The sequence below is a fragment of the Pyrofollis japonicus genome, from assembly GCF_033097485.1.
GTDB classification, from domain to species: domain Archaea; phylum Thermoproteota; class Thermoprotei_A; order Sulfolobales; family Pyrodictiaceae; genus Pyrofollis; species Pyrofollis japonicus.
In genome coordinates this window covers 341,995-358,620 of the sequence record NZ_AP028634.1, presented here as the reverse complement: position 1 = coordinate 358,620, position 16,626 = coordinate 341,995, and the positions used below count along the sequence as shown (strand labels likewise).

Genomic DNA, 16,626 nt, shown 5'->3' with positions numbered 1-16,626 from the left:
ACATTGGGAGGAGACTCAACATTGACGATGCTGACGCCAGTATATCACCATGCCTGCCCTAACTGTGGAGGACCAATAACAGCCGAAAGATTGGAAAAGGGACTACCTTGTACAAGGTGTCTCCCGGATCCACAAAATATTGACACAAATAACCTTGACTATTATGAGCTTGTTGCCCTTGTAGGTTCACTTCTAGCAAGGAACGGGAACCTGCATGGCTATTGGTATCTCTACAGCTCTGTACAGCAGCTTCGCGAGTTCTCTGAATTCTTTAGGAGCGTTACTGGGAGCGATCTATGGAGTGCTCAGAGGACATGGGCTAAGAGACTTCTACAGCACGAGAGCCTTGCAATAGTCGCGCCAACAGGCGTGGGTAAGACTACTCTTCTGAGTGTATATGCACTCTATCGTGCAATACATGGCGATAAAATATACTATGTGCTTCCAACAAGCAATCTTGTAACTCATGTTGAGAAAAAGCTCGAGCAGCTCGCAAACAGACTGGACGGAGTAAATAAGCCCCGAATTGTTAGTTACCATTCAATGCTGTCTAGGAAGTTGCGAGAAGAGCGTATAAGCTCTATAAGTGCTGAGGACTATGACATCCTTGTAACAACATCTACATTCCTTTCAAGGAAGTGGGATTTGATAAGTGGGCGCCGCTTCGAAGTAATACTTGTAGATGATGTTGACGCTGTTTTAAGGAATTCGAAGAATATAGACAAGTTGCTACTACTGTTGGGCTTTGATGAGGAAACTGTTTCGAACGCATATAATGTCGTTAAGAAGAGAATATCAGCTTCTATTGCAAAAGCTAGTGGAAGAATAAAACTATATGAAAAGCTGCTTGAAGAGCTAGAGATACTTGAAGCAAAGCTTGCACAAAAACTAGCAACAACAGTGCCTGGTCAACTGGTTATTGCATCTGCGACTGGTAGAGCATACGGGCTAAAACCAAAAGTATTCCGCGAATTGCTTGGATTTGACATAGGTAGGGTATATGATTATACTCGTAGCATTGCGAATTTCTATACCGTAAGCCCTGACCCAGTCGGTGAAGCTGTCAGAATAGTCTCCAAGTTGGGTGGAAAAGGCCTCATTTTCGTAGCAAAACGTTTTGGCAAGACAACAGCAAGAGAAATAGCGAGTGCACTAAATGCGAAAGGCATACGCGCAGGAGTAGCGATTGCCGGTACACGTGTACTAGATAGATTCGCTCGAGGCGAATACGACGTACTCGTGGGAATAGCATCTTATTATGGTACCATAGTGCGTGGACTCGACCTACCTGAACGAGTCCTATACACTGTATTCGTTGGGGCACCAAGCCAGGCGCTCGATGCCGCTAAAGCGATTCTTTCACCTTACCGTATAATTAGAATAGGGCTAGCACTAGGTATCGAAGGCATAGATGATCTTGCCAAGAAGTTATCGAAGCTTAGCCCAGGCGAGCAAACAGTTCTACGTATAGCTATGCAGCGAAACGAGGAACTAGAGGGCAGGCTCGGAGAAATACTTGAAAAGATAAGAAGGTATCAGAGAGAAATACTTATGCTCGTTAAGAAAGAGCTTAAAAACAAAGACCATATTGTGCTCGGAGGAGTACTCTTCGCGAAACAAGGATCAAGAATAATAGCAATAATTCCGGATGCTGCCACTTACGTACAGGCAAGTGGTAGAGCAAGCCGTATGTATGGGTCTCATATGACCCATGGAATAAGCATAATCATAGATACGAACACCGACATAGTAGAATTGCTTAAGGAGCGGCTTAAGCGCTTCATTGATAACGTTGAGTTCGAACAATTAGATTGGCCGAGGATCGAAGAAGAAATGGTGAAGGCTGAAAAGAGCAGAAGCAGCGCTTTTGGCAAGAAGGTTGATATTGAAACTTCCTTAATAATCGTGGAGTCGCCGACGAAGGCAAAGACAATAGCATCCTTCTTCGGTAAGCCTGTTAGAAGGAAAGTAGGCTCCATAATCGTCTACGAAACAACATTCTATAATGAGTCTTCCGGCAAAATCCACGTGGCAACGATAGCTGCATCGGCAGGTCATGTGTATGATCTTTCTATAGACGGTGAGGGTATACATGGCGTAGAACTGACAAGCAAATCCATATCCCCAATATATAAGCCGATAAAGAAGTGCCTCAATTGTGGCTACCAGTTTTCCTCAGATAAGGATGTTTGTCCAAAGTGCGGCTCCGTCAACGTAGTGAGTAAGAGTGACATCATAGATGCGCTGCGGCAACTAGCCACGGAAGCCGAGACCGTCTACATTGCTACAGACCCGGACATTGAGGGTGAGAAAATAGCATATGACATCTACGTGCTACTCAAGCCTTATGCTCGAAATATTAAACGCATAGAACTGCACGAAATCACTAAGAAAGAGCTCATGAAAGCGCTCTCCAACCCAAGGGGCGTTGACAAGCGTCTTGCATTTGCACAGATAGTGAGGCGCGTTGAAGATCGTTGGATAGGTTTTGGGCTAAGTCAGCATCTATGGGGTGTTTTCGGTAAAAACTGGCTAGGTGCAGGAAGGGTTCAGACTCCAGTACTGGGATGGATCGTAGAGCGCTATAAAGAGTGGCGAGAGAACGCTGGATACAATATTTATGTGAGACTAGAAGGAGGGTTCAGAATAAAAATATTTAAGAAGCAAAGTGACGATGCCCGCAAACTTGCCGAAGCGATATCCAGGAATGGACTCATAGTCAGGAATATCGATATTGAGGAGGTCGAAATAAATCCGCCACCACCATATACAACTGAGACATTACTGTACGATGCTTCCCGCATACTAGGGTACCCTGCGCAGAAAACAATGAAGATAGCACAAGAGCTATTCGAAGCAGGTCTAATAACCTATCATAGAACCGATTCGACACATGTCTCGGGTCTGGGTCAGGGAATAGCAAAAGAGTACATGGCCAAAAGGGGTCTCGTAGAAGACTTCTACCCGAGAAGCTGGGGCCCTCAAGGCCATCATGAGGCAATAAGACCTACAAGGCCAATAGACTCTGTTGAACTTAGAAGGCTGATTGCCACAGGCGACTTAAAGGTACCAATAGGGCTTCGTGAGAGCCATTATAGGCTTTATGACCTTATATTCCGTCGCTTCATAGCGAGCCAAGCAAGGCCGTCAAAACTGCTGCAAGCAGATGTAGTACTTGAGGTACCAGGTGCCGGCGAAGACTTGAACATAAGCATCTACGTAGGTGCAACTTACGAGGGATACCATAGATTCTATCAATATCCTAGAGTGTATGAAGAACTAAAGTCGCTGAGTAAAGAGATGGTACTAAAGCCGGTGCTTGTTACAGTAAAGAAAGGATCACGCATAACACTATACAGTCACGGAGAAGTCGTAGCACTTATGAAGCAAAAAGGAATAGGTAGGCCAAGCACATATGCAAAGACTATTGACACTCTAGAACGCCATGGCTACGTCATTGAGAGCAAGTATAGAAAGAAGCTAATACCAACAAAGCTCGGCATAGAGGTATACAAGTACTTGTCAAGCAATTATGGAGAACTAGTGTCTGAGGAACGTACCCGCAAACTATACGAGGAAATAGAAAGGATAACAACAGGCGAGCTAGATGCAACGACAGTGATAAAGGAACTCTACCTAGAACTCGAAGAATTACTAGAGCCATCAGCGGGCCTCAGGAGCGGGCAGGAGGGAGTTATTGGAGTCTAAACTTCCAGACAAATTCAGTAGGATCAGGAATAGGCGGTGGCTGTCGCTTATGACGTGTGTTTTCATAAAGCTCGAGAACTCTCATAACCTTACCTATCGGTAATCCTGCAGCTTCTGCAGCCTCTTTTACCCCAAGGCCTAAGTCGAACAGTGCATAGAGAATTAAATCTATTTCATCATATTTTAGCCCGAGCTCCTCCTCAGCCAGCTGTCCCGGCCATAGCCTTGGGCTACTAGGCTTCCAAGCTATTTTTACCGGTACTCCAAGGTGAAGGGCTAGGCGCCTTACTTGCGATTTGTAGAGACAACCTATTGGAAAGAAGTCAGCGGCACCGTCCCCGTATTTAGTGAAGTAGCCTATTAGTATCTCGCTTCTATCGCCGGTGCCTGCTACAAGGTATCCATACATGTTTGCGTAATAGTACAGTATAGTCATCCTTATTCTTGCGCGAAGATTTCCTATAGTCTTTTTATCGGCTTCTTCGAGCAATGATAGATAAGAGTTAGTGATATTCTTTATGTCTATAACTCTATGCCTTACGCCAAGCTTTTCTACGAGTAGTTTAGCGTCCTCCAGGTCCTCACTGGGAGTGACCTCTGAATCTGGTAGGATAAGCGCAAGAACCTTGTCCGCTCCAAGGGATCTAGCAAGTAGGTAGAGTGTTGTTGCTGAGTCTACCCCGCCGCTCACTCCAACAACGACGCCTTTCGCGTTAGCATCTGCAACGTAATCCCTAATGAATTCGGAGAGCCTATTAGCGATACTCTCGTAATCTAAGCTAATGATATCTCTAAGACTTATCCTGCTAAGTGCCAAAAACGTCTCCACCACTACCTTTACTTAAGATCATTGAAATTTAATAGCCTTATTGTTAGCCTATTGCCAAGTCTTAGTTCTCTAAAAGCGCCTTGTTCGCTAATTAACCCTTTTAGCTAACGCAATTATATTGGCGGAAAAAATGCCCATAGATAATGAACTTGTACCAGTTATTGGTCTAGGTGAAACGATCAGTTCTATTGATGTCCGCGTTATAGATACTAATAGCGAATGGCTAGGAGTTTCAAGGCTACAATTAATGGAGAACGCAGGACGCAGCGTGGCCGACACGGTCGCTGCCCAAGTAAAACGACCTTCACGTATAGTTGTGTTTGCTGGGCCTGGAGGTAATGGTGGTGATGGCATTGCAGCTGCACGGCACCTAGCTTATATGGGGCACAGAGTAGACATTATCTTGGTCTCAAAACCAGACGAGATAAAATCCGAAGAAGCACGCATAATGTACAACATAGTTAGGCGCATGGATTTATCGATAAGCATTAAGGTAGTTCGAGGGTGCAAGGTAGAGCCGGTTAAGGCAGATGCTATAATCGACGCCCTTCTTGGTGTCGGAGTACGGGGCGCGCCTAGATCACCTTACAAGGAAGCCATAGACGCGATAAACAGTTCGGAAGGACTCAAGGTAGCCGTTGATACGCCCTCCGGCCTTGATCCTGATACAGGTGATACGCCAGGTGTCTTCGTAAAAGCCGATATAACGGTTACTTTCCATAAGCCTAAGCCAGGCCTCCTTAAGCGCAGAGATGCCACTGGAAGGCTTGTTATAGCAGATATTGGTGTGCCTCCTGAAGCGGAAATATACGTAGGCCCAGGAGACGTTGAGTTCAGGGTACCGAGGAGAAAGTGGAACTATCATAAAGGCATGGCTGGAAGAGTACTCATAGTTGGCGGCTCAATGGACTTTGTTGGAGCTCCGATATTAGCAGCGCTTGCGGCAGAGAGAAGCGGTGTAGACCTTGTCTACCTAGCTGCGCCGAGCAATGTGATACAAGCAGTATCTTCGCGCTTTACTATAATTCCTATAGAACTTAGGGGGCATCCTTGGCTTCACCCGGACCACTTGGAAATCCTTGAGCGCTATATCGAGCGGGTTGATGCTATAGCAATTGGAATGGGTATGGGCCTTTACGATGAGAGCAGAGAGGCTTTCATAAAATTGCTGGAGAAGCTACGCTTCCTAGGCAAGCCTGTAGTTGTTGACGCTGACGGTCTGAAGCACTTGACGGAGGCTAGGCACCTTCTCGGCGAGAACGTTGTAGTAACGCCGCATGAAGCAGAATTTGCTCGTCTATTCAATGTTAGGCCAGAGCCCGTCGAAAAGATAAGCTCGCGAATACGAACAGTAGCAGCTGCAGCAAGAAAGTATGGGACAACTGTATTGCTCAAAGGCCCCGTAGACGTAATAAGCAATGGCAACATGGTTAGACTTAACAAGACAGGAGCTCCTGCAATGAGTGTTGGTGGGACAGGCGATTCGCTGGCCGGTATAACTGCGGCAATGTTGGCAAAAGGGCTTGACACGTTCAATGCAGCATGTGTTGCAGCATTCATAAATGGTGTCGCAGGAGCGCTCGCATATAATGAGAAAAGAGATTCCATGAACACTCTTGATCTCATAGGGAAGATACCATTAGTACTAGGCGACCCTCTAGAAGCTGCCCGCAAGGCAATGATATACGAAAGGGTACCCTATGAGGAGAGATTAGAGGTGTTAATCGGGGCCCCGAGATAGGGGGTTGTGGGCCGCCAAGGGGATACAGCCATGAACCCTTAGACGGCCCTCTCGGGGCCACCCACGTTTCATCCTCTTTTCTTCTTTTGTCCCGGCTTATTTGTATATCTATTGGACATAGTTGCTAAGGGGTCGGAGTGAGACTAGGCCAGTCATTGCTAAAAGCTCCTAGACTGCCCGCCTCACCATCCCCCGGATAAAGATTTATAGGAGCCTTTAAATAGGGTTTTTATAGCAGAGCATTAAAAGGGTGCACTGGATATGGCTTCTCCTCGTCAAAGCTCTGAGCGTTCAGAGGCTCAGCAAGAGCCTCAACCAGTTGTTAACATAGAAAACATTGTTGCGACAGTATCCTTGGATCAGACACTCGATCTCAGAATGATTGAAAGAAGCATATTGACTGTTGAATATAATCCTGAGCAGTTTCCGGGGCTGGTCTATAGGCTCGACTCTCCGAAGGTAACAGCACTTATATTTAAATCCGGTAAAATGGTTGTCACGGGTGCGAAAAGTACTCGTGATCTCATAGAAGCCGTCAAGAAAATAGTTAGAAACTTAAAGAAACACGGGATTCCTATTCACGGGCGATCGAAGGTTCAAATACAAAACATTGTTGCCTCAGCTAATCTCAATGTATGTGTTGACCTTGAGCGGGCTGCATTGACCTTGGAAAACAGCATGTATGAGCCTGAGCAGTTTCCAGGCCTAATACATAGAATGGATGAGCCACGTGTTGTACTACTAATATTTAGCTCGGGTAAAATGGTAATCACGGGTGCTAAAAGAGAAGAAGAAGTATATGAAGCCGTGAAGAGAATTTACGAGAAACTTAAGAAAGTAAGAGCAATAAGACCTTGTACCTAACATTAACGCGCAATCTTTTCGAGATAAATGTTCATTTCCTCTGATATGAATGTATTTATTGCCTCCACAATCTTCTTATACATTTTCTCTAACATACTGGTGTTAATGCTTGAGATAACATACATGGTCGCTAAAAATCTCGTAATAGCCGAAAATATGAATTCTTCCATAAGTTCCGTTTTATCGTTATCCACGTCTTCGCCAAGGACAATGCTTTCAAGACTTGTTACAATATTCTGAACTAAGCCTAGCTCGTGAAGAGCATATCTCATTAGTGTAGAAGATAACTCTGCATATAATGGGCTATCACCTATTTCATCAACATGTGCTGAGATCGCCTCAGCTGCTTTGTCCAACAAAGTATCCCTTAAGCGCCGTAACTGCGACAATAGAAAATAACCGTAAATTCTTGAAGAGACCTTGTGCGGCTTACCGGTATGACGTAGTGCCTCAAGATAAATCTCATAAAGAGATGGAAACGAGTTTGCGGAAATTCGCTTAATAATATAATCGGCTATGGCTTCTATGAATTCTTTAACGGTTTTCTGGGGCGGTTTTTCTTTCGATTTTTCCGCGCTAAGTGTTTTGGCGCCTTTTGTTTTCATTGCTCAGCAACCTACCCTTCGCTCATTGTTTTCGCGCTATCGGGGTACTTCATCATCGCATTTTATTAATACGATAGTAAGTATTAGTAGATATATTGTATTAGTCTTGTATTAATTCGTTGAAAATATTGAGTATGGCTATTATCTAACTAGCATAACGGAAACAGCTGCATTGACTACAACAGAAAGGGCGACGCTTCCGATAATTAGATCCTCGTTAGCGGTATTACCTCTTGCCCCAAGTATAACTAGATCGTAACCCCCCTCGATAATTTCTGTTATAATTTCATTTGCAACGCTACTTATGCTTGGCTCGTAACTTCGCGTTTTTATTTCAACCTTTACTCCTTTTTTCTCGATGTGTTTCTTTATTGCCTCCTCTACCTTCGAAGGGTCTTCATTACGACTATGCACATATAGCGCGGTTATCTTTGATCCATATCTTTGTGCAAAGTCGAGTGCTATATCAAGTGCTCTAAAGCTTGTCTCTGATCCATCTATTGGTACGAGTATGCGCCGATATAGATAGCTTATCCTGTATGTTGGCTCTGGGATGTAGTCTGCCAATCTACGTCACCATGGCGAAACACGTTTCGTCCGTAATCACTATTATAGACTTAAAACCTTATATTAAAACCGGGTCGCGAGGATTATGTGAATGCAATGACTAAGGTATCCTGCCGTGAAGTAGACCGAGTGTTTTATCGGTGATCTCTATTGTTTCTTCTGCGGTCTTAACCGCTTTCATCGCTGCACGTATCGCGTCAATGTTCTCAGGAACAACTATCGATTCTTGGTGCACAGCTTGCATCCACATAACTTCGTTGTTTTTAACAGTAATGCTTTCAAGCCATATTACTAGCTCTGGTATATCATATCGCTTCCTTCCAAGATCGCGTGCATACTCCACTATATCGGCTGTGCTTTTTAATCCAAGCTCGCTGCTTGCCAGTAATATCCGTGGGGTTCTCTCAAATGTTTCTATTATTTCGTCCCTTGTGATATTATCCTTGACTCTTGCATACACTATGTGTACGTGCATTAGCGTTGTTGGTACAACTACAGCACTCGTCACTATGTCAAGCCATGGAAGTACCGTGTTCACGTCGGGGCCGTGGTGGCTAGGCATTTTTGCTGGATTAGGAACTATTGCGTTTATTGGACCGCGCTTTGTTTCCTTAGGGTCAGCGCCCCTGCGCACGATTGTAGCGCGAACAGACTCGACTCTTGAAATCTTGTTTAGGGTACAGATGCCCCTAAGTAAGGCCGTTGTATTACATGATACAACCCTTATGCTTTTCCTGCCAAGTGCTTCGTTAAAGTTGCAGAATGTGTTAAATGATACCTCAGCCACATTGGCTTCCTCGCCGCCCTGGAAGATCATCTTAACGCCCGCTTTCTCGTACAATGGCTTGTAGGTAGCACCGACTCCTCCTGGGGTCGCGTCAACAATCACATCCACCTGTTTAAGCAATTCTTCTAAAGTGCCTGCGACCTCAAGGCCCTTTTCCTTAAATTTTTCAAGGCTATCCTTTATGGTGTAGACGGGTATGTCGTGCTTTATTGCATAGACTGCTCCGTAGTCGGGCTTTGTTTTTACTACCCCCACTAGCTCCATGTCTGGTTGGAGTCTCACAGCTTCTGCTACTCGTTTTCCGATAGTTCCGAACCCGTTTACACCTACACGTATTTTAGCCATACATCTCACCCAGGGATAACCGAAGGTGTATGTTATAGTTGGTAAAGAAGTAAGACTAAGGTTATAGTTCAGGGAAAAACTTCTTCGCGGAAACAACGAGTGCTGAAAGACCCGGTAACTCTTCTCCGGCTAAGAAGAGTAATAGCGCACCTCCACCGGTACTTACGTGTAGGTTAGGCCTGTCATATGCTTTGAGCTCTGCTATTATACTGTTAAGATGCCCGCCGCCAACTATAAGGTACGCGTCGCTATTAAGCGCAGCCTTTACAAGCTCTAAGCTTCCTTCTCTAAACCTTGGATCTTCAATTACTCCTGCAGGTCCTCTCATCACTATGAGTCTCGCTTCTTTCATAATTTCTGCATAGGCTTTGACTGTTTGGGGCCCTATGTCCCTTATAACGCCTCTTATATTACCTACAGGTTCTACTCTTACCTCGTTTCCGATCAGTGTCTTGAAGTCTACAGGAGTTTCAACAGGTAAGCCTCTTAGAAGAAGTCTCCTAGCCCTTGGCACAAGGGGCAGTATGCCCTTTGCTTCAAGCAGCTTCTTATTCTCTTCACCTATATCTATGCCCTTTGCTACAAGGAAGAGTTCTGCAATCAGTCCAGTCAATAGTATCCTGTCAGCAATATTGTTTGCATGGATATGCTCGAGTATTCGGAGCGTGTCATGTACCTTGCCGCCGCCGAGGACAAACACACGTGGTCTCTCTTCAGCTTTGTAGAGCTTGGCTAGGGCTTCAAGCTCCCTTTCCATAACCCTACCGGCGGCTGAGGGGAGGTGCAGGGGAAATCCAACAATGCTTGGCTGGCTTCTATGTGCTGTAGCAAATGCGTCGTTTACATAGTAGTTAAATAAGGGTACGAGTCTCCGAACAAATATGCCTTTTGCGTGCTTCTCTGGTGTTGCCTCAATAATCTCCTCTGAAATAAGCCTTGTATTGTCAAGTAGGAGGGCCTCTCCAGGCTCAAGCTCCTTTATTGCGTTTCTCGCGCTTGGGCCTATGACATCATCGATAAATTTTATTGGATATCCTACGTATTTTTCGAGCAGCTTTGCATGCTCTTCTAGGCTGACAAAGTCATCGCTTCCAGGCCTGCCTTGATGAGACATTATTACCACGGCAGCTCTGCGCTCAAGGAGCTCCCTTATAGTAGGACTATGTGCTCTGATTCTGCTGTCGTCTAGAATTTTGCCGCTGGCGGGATCTATGGGACTGTTTATATCGATTCGCAGCAGTATCTTTGAGCCTTTAATGCCGTAGCGCTCGTCAAGATCATCTATTGTTGGTATCTTTTGCCCGTTTCTAAGCAGGCAGGGCAAACGAGTCCCGGGTTCTGCTAGATAGGAATACTAGCAAACGATAAAAAAGATTATGTAAAGAGTGTAAGACTAAACAAAAGGGTTATGAAGAAATACCCCGGGAACGAGCTGATAATTGTGACGAAGTGGTCCTTCGCTGAACCCCTCACTCATATTTGCTTGTTCAGTAATTGACTATGGCTAGGTATAAGCTTGCCCTTGCTCATTTGATGAAAAACGGCTACGTAGTAACTCCATGACCTTGCTGTGTAGCTCCATTAGTAGTTTCTTCCTATCTTCCATAAGTACTATATCGCTATATCCTCTTGCCACTATATGATGAGCAAAGGGGCTAGGGACGCGTGTCGGGCCGAAGAACGCCACCTCAACGCTGCCCTCATGTATCCATTTAAGTACTTGGCGTGCATTGTTGATATCCATGTAGTCTTCTAGAATTTCTCTATAAGCTTCTTGGAGTATTGGGAACTGTGGTATCTTCTCAACGACCTCAAGTAGTGTTTGTGCATTAAGCTGTAGTCTATGGGGGTCGCGTGTTCTTCCATGATATCTTCGCAGTATCATAAATGCTCTTTCAGCGCAGTGTCTAAAGCGGCGTTTTAGTAACTCCGTGTTCCGAAGAACTTTTTTCAGAATCTCCCCAACATTGTCTGGGTTCACGCTGAATACAAGGCGTTCTAGCTCTATATCGGTTCTTGTGCCGCCTACTGTCAGCATAAAAGCGTTATCGGTTACAGTTATTCTGACGTTCGTGTTAAGCATTTTTGATAATACATATCCGTATGCTCTTGATAGTGTGTCGTTTACTCGTCTACCATAGAGTGTGTGAAAGATTATTGATGTTGAGTTATTCTCTTCGTCGAGGAAGTACTCTATGAGTACTAGTTTGTCGCTTGGAACGAGCCCGTTTGTAAACATGTATTGTTCCAGTATATAGTTATATATATTCTCTGCTGCATGTTTTTCGAGATTGTACTTGGATGCTATGAGTTCTATGGCCTCTTCACGCGGAATACCATCCTCTATGAGTTCTTTTACCCACCTTCTAAACGCGCCAACGAGCAGAGCTGAATCGAAGGCCAATGGGAGCATCTCAGAGTACCAGCTCGGAACAGTTGGTTTCGCGCCTTCGGCCTTTTTGACAAAGACTTTCATTCCCTCGGATCTAATGAACTCATATGTGCGCCCTCCGAGTACAAAGATATCGCCCGGGGCAAGTATCTGGACAAAGCCCTCCTCAAGATCACCTACGTATTTCCCGTCAATAGTAAATACGTGTACTTTAACCTCATCAGGTATAGTACCGCTGTTCATATAGTATATTGCTCTTGATCCGCGCTTGCGGCCGAAAACACCCTCCTCTTCATCTAGCCATATTTTGGCGTAAACCTTGTAGTGTTCAAGCCCATATTTTCCGGCAAGGTATCGAAGAACGTTCATGAATTCCTCGTAGCTTAAGTCGCGGTAAGGATATGCACGTTTGACAAGCCTATATGCTTCGTCTATTCTCCACTTTTTCTCAAGAGAGAGTCCAACAATATGCTGTGCAAGCACGTCTAGTGGTTTTCGTGGTATGTGGACTCGGTCTATTTTTCTATCCATAGCTGCCTTTGCTAGCACGGTGCACTCAACAAGATCGTCTCTGTCAACAACGATTATTCTGCCCTTGCTGACCTGCCTTATATGGTGGCCAGCTCTGCCGATTCTCTGGAGAAGTCTTGAAACGCTCTTCGGGCTACTAAGGAGTACAACTAGATCAATATATCCTATGTCGATGCCTAGTTCGAGGCTAGTAGACGATACTACTACCCTAAGTTCGCCGCGTTTGAGCTTCTCTTCAACACTAAGCCTTATATCGCGGCTAAGGCTACTATGATGAGCCTCTATCTCATCCATATCGGCTATTCCTTCTTCCTTTAATAACTTCTTTAGCTTGTAAACGACGCGCTCTGTGGCACTTCTCGTATTCGTAAATATGAGCGTAGTTCTATGTTCTCTTATCAGCTTGGCAAGGAGCCTGTAAATAGCCTCATTAACAACCTCGGCAGGCGTGTGTATAAGGTCCTTAACGGGGCATAGAACCCTTACATCTATGGGTTTTGCGAACCTTGCATCGACTATTACACAGTCTCTTGGCTCGCCGCTATCTTTGAATCCGACAAGGAACTTCGCAACCTCTTCGAGAGGAGCTATTGTTGCAGATAACCCTATTCTTTGCAGCCTTCCGCCGGTCAAGTAGTCAAGCCTCTCCACGGAGATGCTTAGGTGTGTCCCCCTCTTACTTGATGCAAGTTCGTGTATTTCGTCAACTATGAGCCAACGCGCTGTGGATAGACGCTCCCTGAATTTAGGCGCAGCTAATGATATTCCAAGGCTTTCGGGAGTAGTTATCAGTATGTGAGGCGGCTTTCTTAACATCTTTTGCTTTTCATGAGGAGGCGTATCACTTGTTCGTACTGCGACCCGTATCTCTGGCAACTCTATTCCAAGAACGCTTTTAGCATACTCACGTATGCCCTCAAGAGGATCCAAGAGGTTTCTTCTCATATCATTATTTAGTGCACGGAGCGGCGAAACATAGACTGCATAAATCTGGTCTTCTAGGTGTCCCTCTTCGGCATACCTGTAAAGTTCGTCTATTATACCCAAGAAAACAGCTAGTGTTTTACCGGTACCTGTTGGCGATGATAGTAGTACGTTCTTTCCCTTCTTGATTAATGGTATCGCGCATTTCTGCGGGATAGTGAATGTGCGGTACTTTTTCCTAAACCAGCCAGCAACATAGTCTCTAAGCAGCTTATAGACTTCTTCGTCTTGTGGACACGACTTAATCCACTCGATTGGCATCGAGGCATCCTCCTATTCAAGCTGCTTGGCGCGGACAGAAGCGTAACACGGTATGATGGCTCCTTGTGCCCTAATCCCTTTAACTGCCGGACACACCTTTATGTTATAGCCCCTTATAGGGGATGAAGACTAGTGCCAAAAACGGTAATTATAACATTTAAGGCGCCAGCGGAACTCGTTGAGCGACTAGACGAACTCGTTTATGCGGGAGTATTTCGGAATCGGAGTGAGGCTCTGCGCCATGCACTCGTAATGCTTATTAATAAATACGGGGTCTCGAGCCTTGTTACTGAAGAAGCCGAAGCTAGACAAAGAAGATATGGCAGTACTATACAAGCTTAGAGACATAATGCTAAGCCTCGACAGTGACGAGCTCAAAGCTTTTGCATATGTCTGGGACAATATTTCTGTAGGAGAAATAGTATTTGAGCGCGATCTTTTCCGAATACACGGTGTTCGAAAGCCAATACTCGTTGCTCGCCAGCTAAGGGAAAAGGGACTAATAGAGAGAGGCGAAGGCTGTTATAATCTGGCACGGTGGCTTCGCCAGCTTAGAAAGAAAATTACCAGTTTCAATGATCTAAGGCAATTAATAGATAAGCTCCCATAGGTATTATCTCTGTTAAGCGAATTTACTGGATACAGAGCAAGGTGAGACAACGGATTGAGCATACTCAGCGAGATATATAGAATAAAACAGAAAGAGTTTACTGAAAGATTGAAAGAAATGATCGATCCTAAAATAGTCTATGTAACCGATCTAACCGGGTGCAGTATGAAAAGGATAATGCGCATGCACTATCCTCTTCTGAGTTTTCGTTTCGAGCCGTCAGTAATCCTTGGAGATCTCGTACACACGGGCTTGGAAAAGATTCTTGAAGAACATGGCTGGGCATCCGAATACCAGGTTGAAAAAAGCATTAAGGTTAATGGCGAGACCTACACGCTTAAGGGACGAGTTGATTTAGTCAAGATAACAGATAATGGTGTTGAAGAGGTCGTAGAGATAAAAACAGGGCGCGACTTACCACACAACGAGCCACACGATCACCACATCTTACAGTTAAAAATATACATGTACTTACTTAATGCCAAAAAAGGCCACTTACTGTATATAACGCCAGAACGCATAGTTGAATTCGATGTTGAGTATGAACCCATAGACTTGGAAAGCTTAGTGAGGGAAACGATACTAAATGAACGCGCGCCGCGCTATGAATGGGAGTGTAAATACTGCCCCTATAGGAAGCTGTGTCCATATGCCCGTACTTATGGTAAGCACTAAAGGATTAATTCTGCATTCAAGGTGAACGTGTATTGACGAAAATTAGGGCAGACCTCCACATGCATAGCACCTTTAGCGATGGCAGAGAAAGCCCTAAAGAGATAATCATCAAGGCTGTTGAAAAAGGTCTTTCAGCGATATCGATAACTGATCACGATACTTTCCAAGGCGCCATTGTTGCTCGAAACATAGTCTCTGAAGGGAGTTATGATATAGTTGTCCTACTTGGAGCAGAAATACGAGCAAATGAGGGCGATATCCTCATATATTGCTTAGAAGAGCCTTTGGAAAAAATTCCACGTAATGCACTAGAATTACTTGACACTGCCCACGAGAATAACTGCTTAGCTGTACCTGCACATCCTTTCGATATACGCAGAAAGGGCATTGGAGAACTAGTCTACGAGGGTAAATGGGATGCAATCGAGGTCTTCAACTCTATGAGCGACCCGATCAGCAACCAGAAAGCTATGGAAGCAGCTCGTATACTTAACTTGCCTGGTCTGGCGAACAGTGATGCGCATGTTGCTGAAGCGATAGGATCAGCCTACAATATAATAACCGTCGATGACCTCTCCGAGGCGGCAATTATGGAGGCTATAAAGAGTGGCAGAGTTACTCCAGTTCCTGGCAGGCCCGGCTTCGGTGCAATAGCCTCAACTTTGATGTGGAGTATTGAGCGCAGGCTTAAGCGCAGAAAGAAGGGGCCAAGCCGCTTAGACTACGTAGACAGGGTTGAAGATGAGTACTTTTATGGGAGGACATAATGTCGTCACATATAGATATAATTGATGTTGATGACCTAGATAAGGCTATAACTCGGATTGCTAGAAAGCTTCAAGCCGAAGTAAGGAGCATAGGCGAAAAAATACGCTCCAGGCTTCCCGTGCGCCGTATTTGTGGCGGGTTTCAACCCAAGACCGTACATGCAGTTGACTCAGCTTTTCCTTCTCAGCCGTTGCAGCTCGTAGGGCTTTCTTTGAGCATTGTTGCAGCTACCCTGCTACGTATAGATGGGCAAGGTGTGTCTCATATATTAAGGCGGAGAATTATTACGAGCTATTTTTCCGAACTAGAGCAAGACTATGTAACCATGTTAGCGCGTACTGAGGAAAGAAAACTCATACTGAGCCTTGAGGCACTCGGCGACATAGTACTCATAGACGGCGAAATAATCCCTTACCGTGCGCCAAGTAATGAATGGAACAGCGTGCTAAATCTTAGCAGAGAGTTGCTTAACAGAAGTATGTCTGAAAGAGCACCGGTAGTAGGTGTAATTAAGCGCAGCTATTCAAACGAGCTTGGCCAAAGCCTCGGCATTTCCATGAATGATAAAGCCCTTGCAACAATAATACTGCGCAGAGGGGAATACGTAGTTCTTGAACCCAGATTTAAACTGCTCAAGGAATATGGATGCAAGCTTGTATTCTATAAGCCATCCCGAGGACTTAATGAAGCAGTTAAGATCGAGCTATGCGGTGTGCAAGACGATGATGAGATTTGTAAGATAATTGGTTTTCTTTCTGTGAATGCGGGCCACACTGGGTTACCTTGGCAAATCGATATGGTAGACTCGTTATCTAAATCAGCTATAAACATTATTGACGCCATTAGGAATAGACTTATAGCAAAGTTAGCCGTGGTGGATGCTGCGGCATTATCTGTAGGTTATCCAACAAATCCGCAAGAACGGAGAATCAAGGAGGGCGCATAGAGATGAGAGGGAT

Annotated in this window: 14 protein-coding genes; 8 read left to right on the top strand and 6 right to left on the bottom strand. The window is 44.9% G+C overall.

All coding sequences use genetic code 11. The features are described from left to right. The first annotated feature begins 27 nt into the window (after nucleotides 1-27). Complete coding sequence (gene rgy / locus SBG41_RS01760; protein ID WP_317896483.1) at nucleotides 28-3,708, top strand: reverse gyrase; 3,681 nt, start codon at nucleotides 28-30, stop codon at nucleotides 3,706-3,708. Here the strand turns inward: rgy and SBG41_RS01755 are convergent. Then, nucleotides 3,695-4,525 (bottom strand): NAD+ synthase, encoded by an 831-nt coding sequence (locus tag SBG41_RS01755; protein ID WP_317895829.1) that lies wholly within the window; start codon nucleotides 4,523-4,525, stop codon nucleotides 3,695-3,697. The genes rgy and SBG41_RS01755 overlap by 14 nt on opposite strands. A 142-nt stretch (nucleotides 4,526-4,667) precedes the next feature. On the opposite strand from SBG41_RS01755, the gene SBG41_RS01750 reads away from it, so the two are divergent. Continuing rightward, nucleotides 4,668-6,278 carry an NAD(P)H-hydrate dehydratase gene (locus tag SBG41_RS01750; protein WP_317895828.1) on the top strand — a complete coding sequence of 537 codons (1,611 nt, stop codon included), beginning with the start codon at nucleotides 4,668-4,670 and terminating at the stop codon, nucleotides 6,276-6,278. A 261-nt stretch (nucleotides 6,279-6,539) separates the two neighbouring features. Further along, nucleotides 6,540-7,142: a TATA-box-binding protein gene (locus SBG41_RS01745; RefSeq protein ID WP_317895827.1), complete on the top strand. Its 603-nt coding sequence runs from the start codon at nucleotides 6,540-6,542 to the stop codon at nucleotides 7,140-7,142. Between the two features lie 2 nt (nucleotides 7,143-7,144). Here SBG41_RS01745 and SBG41_RS01740 read toward each other — a convergent pair whose 3' ends face one another. The 5 genes from SBG41_RS01740 to SBG41_RS01720 form a co-directional block, all read right to left on the bottom strand. Next, nucleotides 7,145-7,747: a hypothetical protein gene (locus tag SBG41_RS01740; RefSeq protein ID WP_317895826.1), complete on the bottom strand. Its 603-nt coding sequence runs from the start codon at nucleotides 7,745-7,747 to the stop codon at nucleotides 7,145-7,147. A 141-nt stretch (nucleotides 7,748-7,888) separates the two neighbouring features. Beyond that, nucleotides 7,889-8,314, bottom strand: a complete 426-nt coding sequence (locus tag SBG41_RS01735; protein ID WP_317895825.1) for a universal stress protein — start codon at nucleotides 8,312-8,314, stop codon at nucleotides 7,889-7,891. 100 nt (nucleotides 8,315-8,414) lie between these two features. After that, entirely contained in the window at nucleotides 8,415-9,446 is a 1,032-nt protein-coding gene (locus SBG41_RS01730) for a type II glyceraldehyde-3-phosphate dehydrogenase (protein WP_317895824.1), read from the bottom strand. A gap of 61 nt (nucleotides 9,447-9,507) precedes the next feature. Further along, entirely contained in the window at nucleotides 9,508-10,770 is a 1,263-nt protein-coding gene (locus SBG41_RS01725; protein ID WP_317895823.1) for a phosphoglycerate kinase, read from the bottom strand. Between the two features lie 180 nt (nucleotides 10,771-10,950). Beyond that, entirely contained in the window at nucleotides 10,951-13,614 is a 2,664-nt protein-coding gene (locus SBG41_RS01720; protein ID WP_317895822.1) for an ATP-dependent helicase, read from the bottom strand. A gap of 132 nt (nucleotides 13,615-13,746) precedes the next feature. On the opposite strand from SBG41_RS01720, the gene SBG41_RS10485 reads away from it, so the two are divergent. From SBG41_RS10485 to SBG41_RS01700, 5 genes are read left to right on the top strand one after another with little or no spacing between them, the layout of a single operon-like run. Next, nucleotides 13,747-13,956, top strand: coding sequence for a ribbon-helix-helix domain-containing protein (locus SBG41_RS10485; RefSeq protein WP_397470762.1), 210 nt, complete (start codon nucleotides 13,747-13,749; stop codon nucleotides 13,954-13,956). Next, entirely contained in the window at nucleotides 13,898-14,224 is a 327-nt protein-coding gene (locus SBG41_RS01715; protein ID WP_317895821.1) for a PolB1-binding protein PBP2 family protein, read from the top strand. Before SBG41_RS10485 ends, SBG41_RS01715 begins: the two co-directional genes overlap by 59 nt. Before the next feature lie 54 nt (nucleotides 14,225-14,278). Then, nucleotides 14,279-14,899: a CRISPR-associated protein Cas4 gene (gene cas4 / locus SBG41_RS01710; RefSeq protein ID WP_317895820.1), complete on the top strand. Its 621-nt coding sequence runs from the start codon at nucleotides 14,279-14,281 to the stop codon at nucleotides 14,897-14,899. A 32-nt stretch (nucleotides 14,900-14,931) separates the two neighbouring features. Continuing rightward, on the top strand, nucleotides 14,932-15,666 hold the full coding sequence (locus SBG41_RS01705) for a PHP domain-containing protein (protein WP_317895819.1): 735 nt from the start codon (nucleotides 14,932-14,934) through the stop codon (nucleotides 15,664-15,666). Then, the gene (locus tag SBG41_RS01700; protein WP_317895818.1) at nucleotides 15,666-16,613 is read left to right on the top strand and encodes a DNA double-strand break repair nuclease NurA; all 948 of its coding nucleotides are present in this window, start codon (nucleotides 15,666-15,668) and stop codon (nucleotides 16,611-16,613) included. Before SBG41_RS01705 ends, SBG41_RS01700 begins: the two co-directional genes overlap by 1 nt. The last annotated feature ends 13 nt before the right edge of the window (nucleotides 16,614-16,626 follow it).

Coding starts and splice junctions, on each gene's coding strand:
- rgy (WP_317896483.1), top strand. CDS start 28: ATGCTGACGCCAGTATATCACCATGCCTGCCCTAACTGTGGAGGACCA.
- SBG41_RS01750 (WP_317895828.1), top strand. CDS start 4,668: ATGCCCATAGATAATGAACTTGTACCAGTTATTGGTCTAGGTGAAACG.
- SBG41_RS01745 (WP_317895827.1), top strand. CDS start 6,540: ATGGCTTCTCCTCGTCAAAGCTCTGAGCGTTCAGAGGCTCAGCAAGAG.
- SBG41_RS01740 (WP_317895826.1), bottom strand. CDS start 7,747: ATGAAAACAAAAGGCGCCAAAACACTTAGCGCGGAAAAATCGAAAGAA.
- SBG41_RS01730 (WP_317895824.1), bottom strand. CDS start 9,446: ATGGCTAAAATACGTGTAGGTGTAAACGGGTTCGGAACTATCGGAAAA.
- SBG41_RS01720 (WP_317895822.1), bottom strand. CDS start 13,614: ATGCCAATCGAGTGGATTAAGTCGTGTCCACAAGACGAAGAAGTCTAT.
- SBG41_RS01700 (WP_317895818.1), top strand. CDS start 15,666: ATGTCGTCACATATAGATATAATTGATGTTGATGACCTAGATAAGGCT.